A 15,410-nucleotide genomic window follows, 5' to 3' on the forward strand; every position below is an offset into this window, starting at 1 on the left:
CTTCTGAAACGCGATATCACATGCGATATCGGGTTTGAGACCCATATGCGCCCCGACTCAGGATGTCTTCAAAGCACAAGGAGAGCCGCAAGTTCGCTCAGGGAATCCACCCGCAGATCGGCGAGCGCGACCTCGGGAAGTTTCGCATGCATGAAGCCCCATGGGCCACGCCGAATGTGAGCCGTCCGCATCCCAACTGCACGGGCAGGCAGGACATCGTTGTCGAGTCGGTCACCTACATAGAGGATGTCGGGCGCAGGCATCCCAGCTTCATCGACCAATCGCCTGAAGAAAGCCAGATCAGGTTTCGACACATCCCATGCGGCCGAGGACCCGATGAAGTCGGCCTCCAGTCCCGCGGCACGTAGTAGGTTGTCGACACCCTCAGGTTGGTTGCCGGCGATGCCGACCGAGAGCCCGCAGCTTCGAACCGCAGCAACGCAGTCGAGTGCATCGGGATAGAGGTCGCGCGGTTCGATTACCGGCCTCCGCTCGGGAGGATCCGCCCCGAGGACATCCCAGACCCGAGTGTGGTGTTCGCCGCGCGAAATCACTGCCGCCAGTACGTCGGACACGATGGCCGCAGGCACGCCAGCCTGCTCAGCGAGATCCGCCCACATCCGGCTCTCGTCAACCAGGGTCTCGCCGACATCGAACACAACGCATCGCATCCCGCGGTGCATCGGAACTCAGAGCTTTTGCACCGGAGCGTGATTGTGCATCAATTTGACCCGACCGGCACTGCCGAAGTCGATCAACGACATCGCGGATTCGCCGACCCCGGAGACCTCTTCCACGCGACCGAGACCGTACTTGTCGTGGGTCACCCGATCGCCGGGTTCCAGCGTGATCACCGGACGGTTGCGCGCCGCGGCGGGCCGGGCCGGTGACGGGCGGGGTGTGCCGTAGCGGCCGGCATTTCCCATGGGTGCACTCAGCGAAGACGAGGGCTGTTCGACCCGTCGCCAGTTGATGAGCTCCTGCGGAATCTCCCGCAGGAAACGGGATTCGGGGTTCAGCATCGGCTGACCCCATGACGAGCGCACCTTGGCCCGGCTCAGGTAGAGCCGCTGCCGCGCGCGGGTGATCCCGACGTAGGCCAGCCGGCGTTCCTCGGACAGTTCGGTCGGATCGCCCAGCGCCCGCATGTGCGGGAACATGCCGTCCTCCCAGCCGGTGACGAACACCGCGGGGAACTCCAGACCTTTGGCGGTGTGCAGCGTCATCATCGTCACCACGCCGGCGCCCTCCTCGGGAAGTTCGTCGGCGTCGGCCACCAACGAGACCCGCTCCAGGAACTGCGCGAGCACGCCGGTGTCAGGGATGTCCTCGTCGACCGGCTCGTCCTCGGCGAGCGCCTGAGCATTCGCCAGGTCGGTGCTGAATTCGTGTGCGACGCTAACCAATTCGTTCAGGTTGTCGAGCCGGGCGAGATCCTGCGGATCGCTGGAGGACTCCAGCTCACGCCGGTATCCGGTGCGTTCCAGCACGGCCTCGACCAGATCGCCGAGCTCGTCGTCGAGCTTGGCCCGCAGCCCGTCGAGCATCTGCACAAACGATGCGATCGCCTTCTCCGAGCGCGTGTTGAGCATCGGCACCCGGCCCTCGGCCGCGGCCTGCAGGGCATCGTTGAAACTCGCCCCGGTGTTCTCAGCGTAGACCGCCACGCACGCCTCGGCGCGGTCACCGATGCCGCGGCGTGGAGTGTTGAGGATGCGGCGCATGCTGACCGAGTCACCCGGATTGTCGAGCACCCGCAGATAGGCGACGATGTCGCGGATCTCGCGGCGTTCGTAGAACCGCACACCGCCGACGACCTTGTAGGGAATGCCCGCGCGGATGAAGACCTCTTCGAGCGCACGCGACGAGTTGTTGGTGCGGTAGAACACCGCCATGTCGTTGTAGGAGAAGCCTTCGCGGTCGGCCAGTGCGTCGATCTCGTCGGCCACGAACCGTGCTTCGTCGTGCTCGTTGTCGGCCACGTAGCCGACGATCAGCTCGCCCTCCCCGGCGTCGGTCCACAGTCGCTTCTCGCGCCGGCCCGCGTTGCGCGCGATGACGGCATTGGCGGCGTTGAGGATCGTCTGCGTCGAGCGGTAGTTCTGTTCGAGCAGGATGGTGGTCGCGTCGGGGAAGTCGCGTTCGAAGTCCTCGATGTTGCGGATCGTCGCGCCGCGGAACGCGTAGATGGACTGGTCGGCATCGCCCACCACGCACAGTTCGGCAGGCGGCACGCCGTCGTTCTCGTCGAGGTGATGGCCGACCAACTCGCGCACCAGGACGTACTGCGCATGGTTGGTGTCCTGGTACTCGTCGACCAGGATGTGGCGGAAGCGCCTGCGGTAGTACTGGGCGATCTGCGGGAAGGCCTGCAGCACGGCGACCGTCTCACCGATCAGGTCATCGAAGTCCAGCGCGTTGGCTGCCCGCAGCCTGCGTTGGTACTCGCCGTAGACCTCGGCGATGATGCCGGCCATCTCCTCGGCCGCCTCCGAGGCCTCGGCGGCCGCCTGCTCCGGGCCGATGAGCTCGTTCTTGAGGTTGGAGATGCCGTTGGCCAACAACCGCGGCGAATACCGCTTGGTGTCGAGCCCCATGTCCTTGCCGATCATCATCAGCAGGCGCCGTGAATCGTCGGAGTCGTAGATTGAGAAGTTCGAGTTGAGCCCCGGCAACAGCGAAGCCTGGTTGCGCAGGATGCGCACGCACGTCGAGTGGAACGTCGACACCCACATCGACCGCGCCCGCGGCCCGACCAGCTGCACGACACGTTCCCGCATCTCCGCGGCGGCCTTGTTGGTGAACGTGATCGCGAGTACCTGGCCGACGCCCACCTCACGCGCGGCCAGCAGGTAGGCGATGCGCCGCGTCAACACCGCCGTCTTGCCCGACCCGGCGCCGGCGACGATCAGCAGCGGCGACCCTTCATGCAGCACCGCCTGGCGTTGTTGCGGGTTCAGGCCTTGGAGCAGGTCCGAGAGGAGTTCATCGGTTTCGGTCGCGAGCGTCATCTTGTGTTCAAACTTACCGCCGGGCTCCGACATTCTTTGCGCAGGCGCGGCAGCAAATGGCACACTCGATGAGTGCTCACAGAGCAGAGGCGATTTTTCTACGGGTACCGGCCAGCGGTGCCCGTGGTCTAGCTGCCTCCCTATCAGCCCCGCGGTCCGCATTCCGGATCCGGGGCTCGTCTCTTGTGTGAGGCCCGAAGCCGGATGAGACCCCCACACAACGAGGAGCCCATCATGACTGAGACCATCGACTCCGTGCCTGACATCGATGACCTGCGTCGGGAGATCGACGAACTCGACGCCACCATCCTGGCCGCGATCCAGCGGCGTACCGAGGTCTCCAAGGAGATCGGTAAAGCCCGCATGGCCTCCGGCGGGACCCGTCTCGTGCACAGCCGCGAGATGAAGGTCATCGAGCGCTACAGCGTGCTCGGCCCCGAGGGTAAAGACCTGGCCATGCTGCTGCTGCGGCTCGGCCGTGGGCGGTTGGGGCACTAGCGCCCGCCGCGGCCCTGCTTCTTCGGCTTGAGCGAATCCACCAGCCACGGCGTCAGCCATTTCACGGCCTCGGCGGTCGGATGCACGCCGTCGCTGCGCATCCGGATCCCGTCGACGCGCGTGGTGTATTCGCCGTCCGGGTTGAGCTTGGCGTTGAAGTCCAGCACCGTGACGTTGGGTCGCTTGCCCACGACGTCACGCAGCAGTGAGTTCCACTCCTCGACCCGCGCCGGCCGGTCTTCCGGGTACAGGCTGCCGTCGGCCCGCTCGCCGCGCCTTGTGTAGGGCGCTGTGGTCACGACGACGCGCGCGCCGGTCGAGCCGAGGATGTCCACTGCCCGCTGCAGTTCACCGCTGAGGTATTCGTCGTAGTCGTCGTCGCCGATGTGGGTCCACTCACCCCCGCGCATACGGTCGACGATCTCCCAGCGGCCGATCATCAACAGCACGGTGTCGGGTCGGTCGTGTTTGATCCGCTGCGACCAGCGTTCGGGCCAGGTGTCGCATTCCGGTTTCTGGTTGAGGGTCTCGCCCGCTGACCGGTACGGCCCGCCGCGCGCGATACCGCAGCCGATCGTCGTGTAGTCGCTGAAGCTGAAGCCGGGTGTCTTCGGCAGGTAGCGCATCAACGTCCAGGCGATCGAGTCGCCGAACACGGCGACGGTCTGGGTGCCGGGATCGCGACGGACGGGTGGCGCTCCGATGGGAACGGGGACCTCGGCCCCGACGTCGGCCTGCGTCAGCGCGGTGGACATGACGTCGGGTCCCGCGGGTTCACTGGGCCGGGTGGTGACGGGCATGACGGTCATGGTGACGACGGCCGCGGTGGCCACCGTGGCGGCCGCGAGCGGCAGCATCGGCACATGCTGAGGACGCCAGCGCCGCACGGGTTGTTCGATCAGCCACCACGACAACCACGACACCCCGATCGTCACGGCACACCGCACGGCCAGCAGCGACCAGCTCGTCAGCCCGGTGCGTTCACCGTTGAGGATCAAGAAGATCGGCCAGTGCCACAGGTACACGCCGTACGAGATGGCACCGAGCGCGACCAGCGGACGGCACGCCAGCACCCGGGCCACGTACCCGTCCTGATCGAGCGCGACGGGCGCGACGACCAGAACCGCGCCGAGCGCGACGGCGATCAGCAGGCCGTGCCGGAAGTCGCTGACATCGCCGGTCGCAAGGTGCGCGGCGGCCGCGAGCACCCCAATGCCAGGAACCGGCAGGAGCCACGCGATCCAGCGCCGCCACCGGGTACGGATCAGCGTGCCCGAGACCGTGAGCACCGACCAGTCGCGGACCAACAGGGCGGCCGCCGCCGCACCGATGAGCAGGGCCTGCGCTCGGGTATCGGTGCCGAAGTAGATGCGATTGAGCGTGGCGTCGTTGACGAACAGGATCGACGCGGCGGCCGACGCGGCCGCACCGGCGGCGGCGAGTACGAACACCGCGATGCGGACCGTGCGCGCCGAGCGACGACGCAGCAGCAGCGCGACGGCCACCAACAGGAGCGGCCAGACGATGTAGTACTGCTCTTCGACGCCGAGCGACCACGTGTGCTGCAGCGGCGATGGCGGGGCGCCCTGCGAGAAGTAGTCGGCCTGTTGAGCGACGAAGATCCAGTTGGCAATCCAGAAGAATGCGGCGACGGCGTCGTCGCGCAGTGATGTCACGGCGTCGGGCGGGAACAGGTCACGCACCGCGACCACGGCCAGCGTCATCACGAGCATCGCGGGCAGCAACCGGCGAGCGCGGCGGATCCAGAACCCCTTGAGGTCGATCCGGTCGGTCCTGGCGTACTCGTCCAGCAGCAGCGAGGTGATCAGGAACCCGCTGAGCACGAAGAAGACGTCGACGCCGATGAACCCGCCCGCCACACCGGGGACTCCCCCATGACTGGCCAGTACCAGCAGCACGGCGATCGCGCGGATGCCGTCGAGCGCGGGGATGTCCCGACGGGCGGGAACGGTCCGACTTCGGCGAGCGGCAAGACTGGCAGCACGGACTGTCGGCGCAGTCACGTCATGCCCTCCCGTCTGGCGTCCGAGCACCAAAGTCTAAGGGCGGCTCGGCGCCGGATCGGGAAGGCGCGCCTGTGTCTCTACTTCGTCAACGCGATGTATTTGGTGTCGAGGTACTCCTCGATGCCCTCGGTACCGCCCTCGCGGCCGAACCCGGACTCCTTGATGCCGCCGAACGGCGCGGCCGGATCCGAGATGACGCCGCGGTTGATACCGACCATGCCGGACTCGATGGCCTCGGCCACCCGCAACGCGCGGTCCAGCGACCGCGTGTAAACGTATGCCGCCAAGCCGTATTCGGTGTTGTTGGCGGACGCGACGCCTTCGTCCTCGGTGTCGAATCCGGTGATCGGCGCGACCGGCCCGAACACCTCTTCTTTGAGGATGCGCGCGTCGGCGGGCACATCGGCCAGCACGGTGGCCGGGTAGAAGTTGCCGGGGCCGCCGGGTGCGACGCCGCCCACCGCGACCGTCGCGCCGCGCGACACCGCGTCCGACACGAGCTCGGTGACTGTGGCGACCTGCTTGGAATTGATCAGCGGGCCCAACGTCGACGACGGCTCGATGCCCTTGCCGAGGGTGAATTCGCTCATCCGCTTGACGAGCTTCTCGGTGAACTCCTCCCGCACCGCGTTGGCGACGTGGAACCGGTTGGCCGCGGTGCAGGCCTCGCCGCCGTTGCGCATCTTGGCCAGGATCGCCCCGTCGACGGCCGCGTCCACATCGGCATCGTCGAACACGATGAACGGCGCGTTGCCGCCCAGCTCCATCGACGTGCGCAGCAGCTTGTCCGCCGACTGCTTGACGAGCGCCTTGCCGACACCGGTCGAGCCGGTGAAGGTCAGCTTGCGCAGCCGGCCGTCGTCGATCAGCGCACCGGTGACCTCACGTGGATTGCTCGTCGGCAGAACCGACAGCACGCCCTTGGGCAGGCCGGCCTCGTCCATGAGCTTGGCCAGCAGCAGCATGGTCAGCGGGGTTTCCTGGGCGGGCTTGACGATCATGGTGCAACCTGCGGCAAAGGCCGGGCCCATCTTGCGAGTGCCCATGGCCAGCGGGAAGTTCCACGGCGTGATGGCATAGCACGGGCCGACGGCCTGCTTGGTCACGATGATGCGGCCCGTGCCCGCAGGCGCCGGGGTGTAGCGGCCGCCGATGCGTACGGCCTCCTCGGCGAACCAGCGGAAGAACTCGCCGCCGTAGGCCACCTCGCCCTTGCTCTCGGCGAGCACCTTGCCCATCTCGAGAGTCATGAGCGCGGCGATGTCGTCGGCGCGTTCCTTGATCTTCTCGAACACCGCCCGCAGAATCTCGCCACGCTCTCTCGGCGCGGTCGCGGCCCACTCCGCCTGCACCGCGCATGCGGCGTCCAATGCGGCGACTGCGTCCTCGGCGGTGGCGTCGGCCACGGCGGTGATCACCTGATCGTCACTGGGGTCGAGCACGTTGAACGTCGACGAGGCTTCGCGTTCCTCACCGCCGATCCACAATCCGGTGGGCACGGATGAAATCAGGTCTTCAATGTGCATACATCAATCATGTACACCTTCGAAACGAGCACCGCACTAAGGTCGTGAGAATGAGTGCTGACATCACCTCAACTCCCGCGTGGCAGGCCCTGGCGAGCCACTTCGACGACATCGGCAACAAGCATCTGACGGAGTTGTTCGCCGAGGATGCCTCGCGCGGAACCGAGTTGGCACTGACGGTCGGCGACCTCTACATCGACTACAGCAAGCACCGCGTCACGCGCAGAACCCTGGAGTTGCTGGTCGATCTGGCCCGCGCCGCCGGGTTGGAGGCGCGCCGCGACGCGATGTTCGCCGGTGAGCACATCAACACTTCTGAGGATCGCGCCGTGCTGCACACCGCGCTGCGCCTCCCGGCCGATGCCTCGCTGACCGTGGACGGCCAGGATGTGGTCGCCGACGTCCACGAGGTGCTGGACCGCATGGGCGACTTCACCGATCGCCTGCGCAGCGGCGAGTGGACGGGCGCGACGGGCGAGCGGATCACGACCGTCGTCAACATCGGCATCGGCGGTTCGGATCTCGGACCCGTGATGGTCTACGACGCGCTGCGGCACTACGCCGACGCGGGCATCTCGGCACGGTTCGTGTCCAACGTCGACCCGGCCGACCTGGTGGCCAAGCTCGACGGACTCGATCCGGCCACAACGCTTTTCATCGTGGCATCGAAGACGTTCTCGACGCTGGAAACTTTGACCAACGCCACGGCGGCGCGCCGTTGGCTAACCGACAAGCTCGGCGACGCGGCGGTGTCGAAGCACTTTGTGGCCGTGTCGACGAACAAGAAGCTCGTCGACGAGTTCGGCATCAACACCGACAACATGTTCGGCTTCTGGGATTGGGTCGGCGGTCGCTACTCGGTGGATTCGGCGATCGGGCTGTCGGTGATGGCCGTGATCGGCCGCGAGCGATTCGCTGAATTCCTGGCCGGATTCCACCTCGTCGACGAGCATTTCCGCACCGCACCCTTGGCCGAGAACGCGCCGGCACTGCTCGGGCTGATCGGGCTGTGGTACTCGAATTTCTTTGGCGCGCAATCACGGGCGGTGCTGCCGTATTCCAACGACCTGTCGCGATTCGCAGCGTATCTGCAGCAGCTCACCATGGAATCCAACGGCAAGTCGGTGCGCGCCGACGGAACGCCCGTCACCACCGACACCGGCGAAATCTATTGGGGCGAACCGGGAACCAACGGGCAGCACGCCTTCTACCAGCTGTTGCACCAGGGCACGCGATTGATCCCCGCCGACTTCATCGGGTTCTCCCAGCCCACTGATGACCTGCCGACCGCAGACGGCACCGGCAGCATGCACGACCTGCTCATGAGCAACTTCTTCGCGCAGACCCAGGTCCTGGCATTCGGCAAGACGGCGGAAGCCATTGCGGCCGAAGGGACTCCGGCCGGCGTGGTACCGCACAAGGTGATGCCGGGCAACCGCCCGACGACGTCAATCCTCGCTACGAAGTTGACGCCGTCGGTGGTCGGCCAGCTGATCGCGCTCTACGAACACCAGGTGTTCACCGAAGGCGTCATCTGGGGTATCGACTCGTTCGATCAATGGGGTGTCGAACTCGGCAAGACCCAGGCAAAGGCACTGCTGCCGGTGATCACCGCTGAGGCGTCACCGGCCAAGCAGTCCGATGGTTCCACCGATGCCCTGGTCCGTCGCTACCGAGTGGAGCGCGGTCGAAGCGCCTGAGCGCGTTCAGGACTTACGGGGCGGGGATGGTGGCGCATCCGACGTTCGGGATGCAGCCGCTGGCTCCGCCAGGTCCGGCCGTGCCGCCCGGGCCGCCGGGGATCGAGCCGGTTGCGCCGCCCGGGCCTGCTGTCCCACCAGGCCCACCGGGGATCACGCCGGTCGCGCCCTCAGGTCCGGCCGCACCGCCCGGTCCACCGGGAATGGCGCCGCTGGCGCCACCCGGGCCGGCTGTGCCACCAGGTCCGCCAGGAATCTGGCCAGTGGCCCCACCTGGTCCGGCAGTGCCGAGATCCGCACACGGCGTGCCGTCGGCGTTGACGCACGGCGGCGGCGGAGCCGGCTCAGCCATCGCGATGGGTGCGAATGCCACCGCTCCCGCGGCAGCGCCTGCAAAGAACATTGGGGTGAGAAGTTTTGCCATCATGACTCCCGTCTACCCACGACTCCCGGAAGTCAAAACCACCCTGCGATCTGTTTTCCTGCGACACAGGCCACATAGATAGCAGGTTTATAGATTTTCGAGGTCCGGATCGGTGCGCGTCCAGCCCAGGATCATCGCGGGCGTGCAACCGCCGACGAGCAACACCGTCAGCGCCATGAGACCACCCGCGTAGGCCATGTCGACATCGGCGCCGCCGGTGATCACCGCCCCGAAGATCAGGTACGCGATCGGGATCAACATCAAATTCTGTGTCACGGTCAGCCCGATCGATCGGGCGCTGTTGCGCTGCGCGATCTCGTATTCGTCCAACGCGGCCTGCGGAGCGTCGCCGCGTCGCCCGGACACGATCTGCAGTGCGGTCCACCCCGGAAAGAACGCGAGGCACGCCGGAAGCCACAACAACGGAGCCCATTTCACGCCGAACGCGCACAGCACCGCCACGGCGAACATGAACGCGAACGTCGCGGCCAGCCAGCCGACGAGGATTCGCCGTCGGCGTTTGTTTCGCCAGCCGGGCAACGAATTGGCGTATGTGCGTTCGTGTTTGAGGAACCGCCGAGTGCGATAGTCCTGATAGCGATCGAGCAGGGTCGGGTCAGCCTGTGTGTTCGGTCGAGACATCTTCGTCATTTCCTTCCGCTCGTGTCCTGTTTCCGTAGACCTCGGCGGACAGTGGGGTGAATGCTTCGCGTGAGAAGACGGCTTCGACCGGCAGGCCGAAGACATCGCAGATCCGGAAAGCCAGGTCGAGGCTCGGGTAATGATCGCCCCGTTCCAAAGCGCCGACCGTCTGCGGATTCACGTTGATCAGCGCCGCGAGTTCGGCGCGCGTCATCCTCCGCTCCGCGCGTAGCACGCCGATACGGTTGTGAATCGGGAGGTTGTCCCCACGTCTCACCGGACTCATGCAACTGATTGTTAGGAAAACCCAACAAAATGTCAACCCTGCGTGCGCCTCTGCTGGGTTTCTGGCCGACGAGACCGGTTGGCGGTACGACGGCCTCGCGACTCGGCTGGGCGGATGCGACCGGCTCGGGGCGGGATCTGACCGACTCGGGGCGGGAGGTGTCGTCCCGCCCGCCTATGCGCGACAAAGTCGCGGAAACCGCCTCCTAGGCAACATCAGCCTCAGCAGCCTCGCGTCGCTGAACTCTTGTACCCCATGGGCCCAATCAGTCACTTGCACAACGGAAATCGGGCTGCCCGGCTATGCGCGACTTTGTCGCTGAGTAATGCCGTGGACGTTCCTGCCCGCGTGTGTAGGGATGGTCGCGGATCGCGACAGCGCGCCCCCGTGCGTAAGCGGCGTGCGTAAGCGAGCGGTGGCGCCCCGGACGACCGTGACGAGACGACCGCGAGCGGCCGATACGTCCGATCAGGCACTGCCCGCCCTGCGTAGCGACTTTGTCGCTGGTAGCCGGGCAGCCGAAATCACGAGGCCACTGTTGCTCATGAGGTCGGAGAGTCAAGAGTGATCGGGCATGCGGGACTGCCGTGGCCTGTGGTGCACAAGAGGCGTTTTCCGCGACATTGTCGCTCGTAGGCGGGCAGAGCCAATACCTCCCGGCGGAGAGAGTGCTGCGCCGAGAGAATCCGCGCTGAGAGAACTCAGGCGAAGCGCTTGGTGTATTTCGGCGGCAGCAGCCGCATCACCTGTGTCAGCGGCGCCCACGGCCAACGCGGCACGACCGCGCGGCCCTTCTCCTTCTCGATGGCCTCGACCATCGCGCGCACGCCGGTCTCGTTGTCCACCATGAGCATGGTCGAGTTGGCGCGAGCCGTCATCTCGGATTCGATGTAGCCGGGCTCGATGACCGTGACCCGAATCGGGCCCTTGTCGTATTCGGCGCGCAAGGACTCGCCCAAGGACGTCATGCCGGCCTTGCTCGCGCAGTAGGCGGCCTTGCCACCGGGCACACCGGTATTGCCGAGCACCGATGAGATGAGCACCAAGTGGCCGCTGCCGGACTTCTTGAACATCTCCAGCGCGGATTCGATCTGCACCAACCCGGCGATCAAGTTGGTTTCGAGCGTGGCCTTGTTGGCCCACGGCTTGCCCTCACCGAGCGGCCAACCCTTGCCGATGCCTGCGTTGACGATGACCCGGTCGATGCCGCCGATTTCCTCCGACATCTCGCCGAACACCCTCGGCACGGCTTCGTGGTCGTTGACGTCGAGCGCCGCGACGGCGATCTTGATGTACGGATGCCGGTCGGCCAGTTCGGCCTTGAGCTCGTCGAGCCGGTCGGTGCGGCGCGCGCACAACGCCAGGTCGCGGCCCTTGGCAGCGAATTGACGGGCCATACCGGCGCCCAAGCCCGAGCTGGCGCCGGTGATGAGGATCTTCTGACGGGTCACCGCAGCAGGATAACCGGGTTAGACAACTGTCAAGAACTCGCCTACTTGAGCAGACGTGACATCCGGCGGTCCGCGAGTACCTTGCCGCCCGTCTGGCACGTCGGGCAGTACTGGAACGACTTGTCGGCGAACGACACCTCGCGCACGGTGTCACCGCACACCGGACACGGCAGCCCGGTGCGGGCGTGCACGCGCAACCCCGACCGCTTCTCGCCCTTCAACGTCGCGGCCTGCTGTCCCACCGACCGCGACACCGCGTCGGTGAGCACCGAAATCATCGCGTCGTGCAGGGAGGCGAGCTGCGCGTCGGTCAGTTTCCCAGCTGTCGCGAACGGCGAAAGCTTGGCCACGTGCAGGATTTCGTCGCTGTAGGCGTTTCCGATCCCCGCGATCACCTTCTGATCGGTGATGACGGTCTTGAGCCGTCCGGACTGCCCCGCCAGCACAGCGGCCAGCCCGGTGGAATCCAATGACAGCGCATCGGGACCGAGCGACGCGATCTGCGGCACATCGAGAGGATCGGAAACCACCCACACCGCAAGCCGCTTCTGGGTGCCCGCTTCGGTCAAGTCGAACCCGACGCCGTCACCCAAGTGCACGCGCAGCGCGATCGGCCCCTTACCCGGCTTGAGCGGCGTCGGTGCCAATTTGTCCGACCACCGCAGCCACCCGGCGCGCGACAGGTGCGTGATCAGCCACTGCGATCCGGCCTGCAGCCCCAAGTACTTGCCCCAGCGGGCAGCATCGGTGACCGTCTCGCCGTGCAACGCGGTGATCGGTGGGTCGAACGTCTTGAGGACGGAGAGTGCCGATACGTCGACGCGGGTGACCACCCGTCCGACCGCATGCCGGCGCAGATGGTCGGCCAACGCCTCGACCTCGGGCAGTTCGGGCATGCCTCCCAGTGTGTCAGCCCGTCGCCGAGCATGCTGGTAACCATGTCCGATCGGCAAGCGCCCAAGCCGGTTGCCAACCCGCTGCGCACCATCTTCGTGATCAACAAGGTGCCCCGCCGGTGGCCGTTCGCGCTGCGAGCCGGCATCTGCATGGCCGTTCCGGTTCTTGTCGGCTGGGCGGCCGGCGACACCGCAGCCGGGCTGATCGCCACGATCGGTGGGTTCACGTCGCTGTACGGCAGCGGCCGCCCCTACCTCAACCGCGGTGTCTACCTCGGCGTGATCGCGGTGTGTTTCGCGGCCGCCGTCGCACTCGGCGACTGGGCGGCGCAGACGGCGTGGCTCGCGATCGTCACCGTGACCGTGATCGCGATGTTGGCGGTTCTCGTATGCCATGCACTGGCTGTCGGACCGCCAGGTGCTTACATGTTCGTGCTCGCGTGCGCCGCGGGCACCGGAGTGCAGGCCGCGTCGCATCTGAGCCCCGGCCGCCTGGCGGCGCTCGTGCTCGCGGGCGGCGCGTTCGCGTGGTGTGTCCACATGATCGGTGCGCTCGTGCGGCCCCGCGGACCGGAGAGGGCGGCGGTGGCCGCGGCCGCGGCGGCCGTCGCTGCTTACGTCGACAGCATCGGTTCCGACGCGGACGCACAGGCGCAGGCACGCCACCGGGCCGCGATGCTGCTGCACACCGCATGGGTCACGCTCGTGAACTTCCAGCCGGTGCAGCCCAAACCTGACCGCGCCCTGTACCGGTTACGGGTCGTGAACCGTCGGCTGCACGTGCTGTTCGCCACGGCGATGCGGGCCGCCGACACGGGCCAGGCCCCGCCGGCCGATGCCGCCGACCTGGCCCGCCATCTCGCGACGATTCCCGCCGATGCGATCACCGATGAGCATGGCGCCGAAGGGGTTCCGCTCGGCAGGCCGAGTGCGTGGCAACTGCTGCGGCGCGCGATCACACCCGGTTCGGTGTCACTGCAACTGGCCGTGCAGGCGGGCATCGCGGTGGCGATCTCGGGCGCGATCGCGTCCGCTCTGACGATGAACCACGCCTACTGGGCCATGGCCGCCGCGGTGCTCATGTTGCATCAGGGCTTCGACTGGCTGCGCACCGTGTTGCGCGGTATCGAACGCGGGGTGGGCACCCTGCTCGGGCTCGGTGTGGCGGGGGTGATCCTCGCGCTACACCCGCAAGGGCTGTGGCTGGCCCTGACGATCGGCGCGCTGCAGTTCGTCATCGAGATGTACGTCGTGCGCAACTACACGCTCGCCGTCGTGTTCATCACGCCGGCCGCGCTGACCATCGCCTCGGGCGGCGCGCCCGTCGCCGAGCTCGGCGAATTGCTCCTCGCGCGTGGCGGCGACACCGTGATCGGTTGTGCGGTGGCGCTTTTCGTATATTGGTCGACCCAACGACTGCGCACACAGCGCGGGCTGTCCAGCACCATCTCCGCGACAGTCGACACGATCGGCGCGACACTGCCCCACCTCGCCGCGGGCGACGCCACGACACCGGCGGCCCGCGCCGACCGCCGTGATCTGCAACTGCGCGCGATGGCGCTGCTGCCGGCCTACGATGCCGCGACCGGCGGTTCGGCCGCGCAACGCGTTGCGGCCGAACGTATGTGGCCGACGGTGGTGTCGACCGAACAGGTCGCCTATCGCACGCTGGCGGCGTGCTGGGCACTCGAACACGACGGCGACGTCAAGGCTGCGGGCGATACCGCTGCCGCGCTCGCCGACGAGGTGTCAGCTCTGCGCCGCGCGGTGGACGAAGGACAGTAGCCAGCTCACGATCGACAACACGATCGCGGCCCAGATGGCGGTCCACCAGAAGTCGTCGATCTGCAAACCCCAATGTGTGGTGTGCTCGGTGATCCACGACGTGATCCACAGCATCAGTGCGTTGATCACGATGTGGATCAGGCCGAGCGTGAGGATGTAGAGCGGGATCGACAGGATCTGCACGATCGGCTTGATGATCGCGTTGACCAGACCGAAGATCACCGCGACGACGAAGATGATGCCGACCCGTGTCAGAGTCGAGTCGCCGCCGACAAAGCTCATCCCGGGAACGATGAGAGTGACCACCCAGAGCGCGAATCCGGTCAATGCGGCGCGCAGCAGAAATGAGCCCATGGGTGATCAGTCTGCCGACCGCAGCAGGTAGGTGTCCATGATCCAGCCGTGGCGGTTTCTGGCTTCGGCGCGGACCGTGGCGATTTCATCGCCGACCTCTCCGACCGTGCCCGCGATCAACAGCTCGTCCGGGGTGCCGAGATAGGCGCCCCACCAGATGCGGGTCTGCGGTGCGCAACTGCGGAACGAGCAGTCGGCGTCGAGCATCACCACGGCACTGCCCGACAAGCCCTGTTCCCGGAGCCGGCGGCCCGTCGTGATCAGGACCGGCTCGCCGACGTCGTTTAGCGGGATGCGGTGGCGCGCGGTGAGGGCCTGGATCGCGGTGACGCCGGGGATCACGTCGTACTCGAAGTCCACGTGCTCGGCCACTTTTTCCAGGATCCGCAAGGTGCTGTCGTAGAGCGACGGGTCACCCCACGCCAGGAAAGCCCCGGTGCCGTCGGGGCCGAGTTCGGTCTCGATGGCGTGCGCCCAGATCCGGGCCCGCTCGGCGTGCCAATCCGCCACGATCTGGCGGTACTCGCCCTCTTCGGCGCGCTTGGGGTCGGGTAGTTCGACGAACCGGTAGCCGGGCTCGCGAATGAACCGCTCGCAGATCAATCGGCGCAGTGCGACGAGTTCGTCTTTCGACTGGCCCTTGTCCATCGCGAAGAACACCTGCGTGTCGTTCAACGCGGAAACGGCTTGTGCGGTTACGTAGCCCGGATCGCCGGCCCCGATTCCGATGACATGGATGCGACGCACATGCGAAGGTTAGCCGCCGCCGGAAAGTACCCAAAGTATCCGATACCCCGGGTATTGACATCT

Annotated in this window: 14 protein-coding genes; 3 read left to right on the top strand and 11 right to left on the bottom strand. The window is 66.6% G+C overall.

Annotated elements, in window-relative coordinates; translation table 11 throughout:
- Nucleotides 1-68 precede the first annotated feature (68 nt).
- Together AWC31_RS10515 and pcrA are read right to left on the bottom strand one after the other, a co-directional pair.
- Nucleotides 69-671 carry an HAD family hydrolase gene (locus tag AWC31_RS10515; RefSeq protein ID WP_234816793.1) on the bottom strand — a complete coding sequence of 201 codons (603 nt, stop codon included), beginning with the start codon at nt 669-671 and terminating at the stop codon, nt 69-71.
- A gap of 18 nt (nt 672-689) precedes the next feature.
- Nucleotides 690-3,011, bottom strand: coding sequence for a DNA helicase PcrA (pcrA, locus tag AWC31_RS10520; RefSeq protein ID WP_085144198.1), 2,322 nt, complete (start codon nt 3,009-3,011; stop codon nt 690-692).
- A gap of 234 nt (nt 3,012-3,245) precedes the next feature.
- On the opposite strand from pcrA, the gene AWC31_RS10530 reads away from it, so the two are divergent.
- Entirely contained in the window at nt 3,246-3,509 is a 264-nt protein-coding gene (locus AWC31_RS10530) for a chorismate mutase (RefSeq protein ID WP_067844861.1), read from the top strand.
- Here AWC31_RS10530 and AWC31_RS10535 read toward each other — a convergent pair.
- Nucleotides 3,506-5,533, bottom strand: a complete 2,028-nt coding sequence (locus tag AWC31_RS10535; protein ID WP_085144199.1) for an acyltransferase family protein — start codon at nt 5,531-5,533, stop codon at nt 3,506-3,508. The genes AWC31_RS10530 and AWC31_RS10535 overlap by 4 nt on opposite strands.
- An 80-nt stretch (nt 5,534-5,613) precedes the next feature.
- Nucleotides 5,614-7,062, bottom strand: coding sequence for an NAD-dependent succinate-semialdehyde dehydrogenase (locus AWC31_RS10540; RefSeq protein WP_085144200.1), 1,449 nt, complete (start codon nt 7,060-7,062; stop codon nt 5,614-5,616).
- A 50-nt stretch (nt 7,063-7,112) separates the two neighbouring features.
- On the opposite strand from AWC31_RS10540, the gene pgi reads away from it, so the two are divergent.
- Nucleotides 7,113-8,762 carry a glucose-6-phosphate isomerase gene (gene pgi, locus AWC31_RS10545; protein ID WP_085144201.1) on the top strand — a complete coding sequence of 550 codons (1,650 nt, stop codon included), beginning with the start codon at nt 7,113-7,115 and terminating at the stop codon, nt 8,760-8,762.
- A gap of 13 nt (nt 8,763-8,775) precedes the next feature.
- Here the strand turns inward: pgi and AWC31_RS10550 are convergent, their stop codons facing one another.
- The 5 genes from AWC31_RS10550 to AWC31_RS10570 form a co-directional block, all read right to left on the bottom strand.
- Nucleotides 8,776-9,189: a hypothetical protein gene (locus AWC31_RS10550; RefSeq protein ID WP_207626333.1), complete on the bottom strand. Its 414-nt coding sequence runs from the start codon at nt 9,187-9,189 to the stop codon at nt 8,776-8,778.
- A gap of 84 nt (nt 9,190-9,273) precedes the next feature.
- Nucleotides 9,274-9,837, bottom strand: a complete 564-nt coding sequence (locus tag AWC31_RS10555; RefSeq protein WP_085144202.1) for a hypothetical protein — start codon at nt 9,835-9,837, stop codon at nt 9,274-9,276.
- Nucleotides 9,803-10,114 (bottom strand): helix-turn-helix transcriptional regulator, encoded by a 312-nt coding sequence (locus AWC31_RS10560; RefSeq protein ID WP_085144203.1) that lies wholly within the window; start codon nt 10,112-10,114, stop codon nt 9,803-9,805. The genes AWC31_RS10555 and AWC31_RS10560 overlap by 35 nt, the downstream gene beginning before the upstream one ends.
- 701 nt (nt 10,115-10,815) lie before the next feature.
- On the bottom strand, nt 10,816-11,565 hold the full coding sequence (locus tag AWC31_RS10565) for an SDR family oxidoreductase (protein ID WP_085144204.1): 750 nt from the start codon (nt 11,563-11,565) through the stop codon (nt 10,816-10,818).
- 41 nt (nt 11,566-11,606) lie between these two features.
- The gene (locus AWC31_RS10570) at nt 11,607-12,461 is read right to left on the bottom strand and encodes an Fpg/Nei family DNA glycosylase (protein ID WP_067844055.1); all 855 of its coding nucleotides are present in this window, start codon (nt 12,459-12,461) and stop codon (nt 11,607-11,609) included.
- 42 nt (nt 12,462-12,503) lie between these two features.
- Between AWC31_RS10570 and AWC31_RS10575 the strand changes: the two genes are divergently transcribed.
- Nucleotides 12,504-14,246, top strand: a complete 1,743-nt coding sequence (locus AWC31_RS10575) for an FUSC family protein (RefSeq protein ID WP_234816794.1) — start codon at nt 12,504-12,506, stop codon at nt 14,244-14,246.
- Here the strand turns inward: AWC31_RS10575 and AWC31_RS10580 are convergent.
- Nucleotides 14,211-14,600: a phage holin family protein gene (locus AWC31_RS10580; RefSeq protein ID WP_085144206.1), complete on the bottom strand. Its 390-nt coding sequence runs from the start codon at nt 14,598-14,600 to the stop codon at nt 14,211-14,213. The genes AWC31_RS10575 and AWC31_RS10580 overlap by 36 nt on opposite strands.
- A 6-nt stretch (nt 14,601-14,606) precedes the next feature.
- Nucleotides 14,607-15,347, bottom strand: coding sequence for a precorrin-6A synthase (deacetylating) (cobF, locus tag AWC31_RS10585; protein ID WP_085144207.1), 741 nt, complete (start codon nt 15,345-15,347; stop codon nt 14,607-14,609).
- Nucleotides 15,348-15,410 lie beyond the last annotated feature (63 nt).

It is taken from the genome of Mycolicibacterium wolinskyi (genome assembly GCF_002101965.1).
GTDB classification, from domain to species: domain Bacteria; phylum Actinomycetota; class Actinomycetes; order Mycobacteriales; family Mycobacteriaceae; genus Mycobacterium; species Mycobacterium wolinskyi.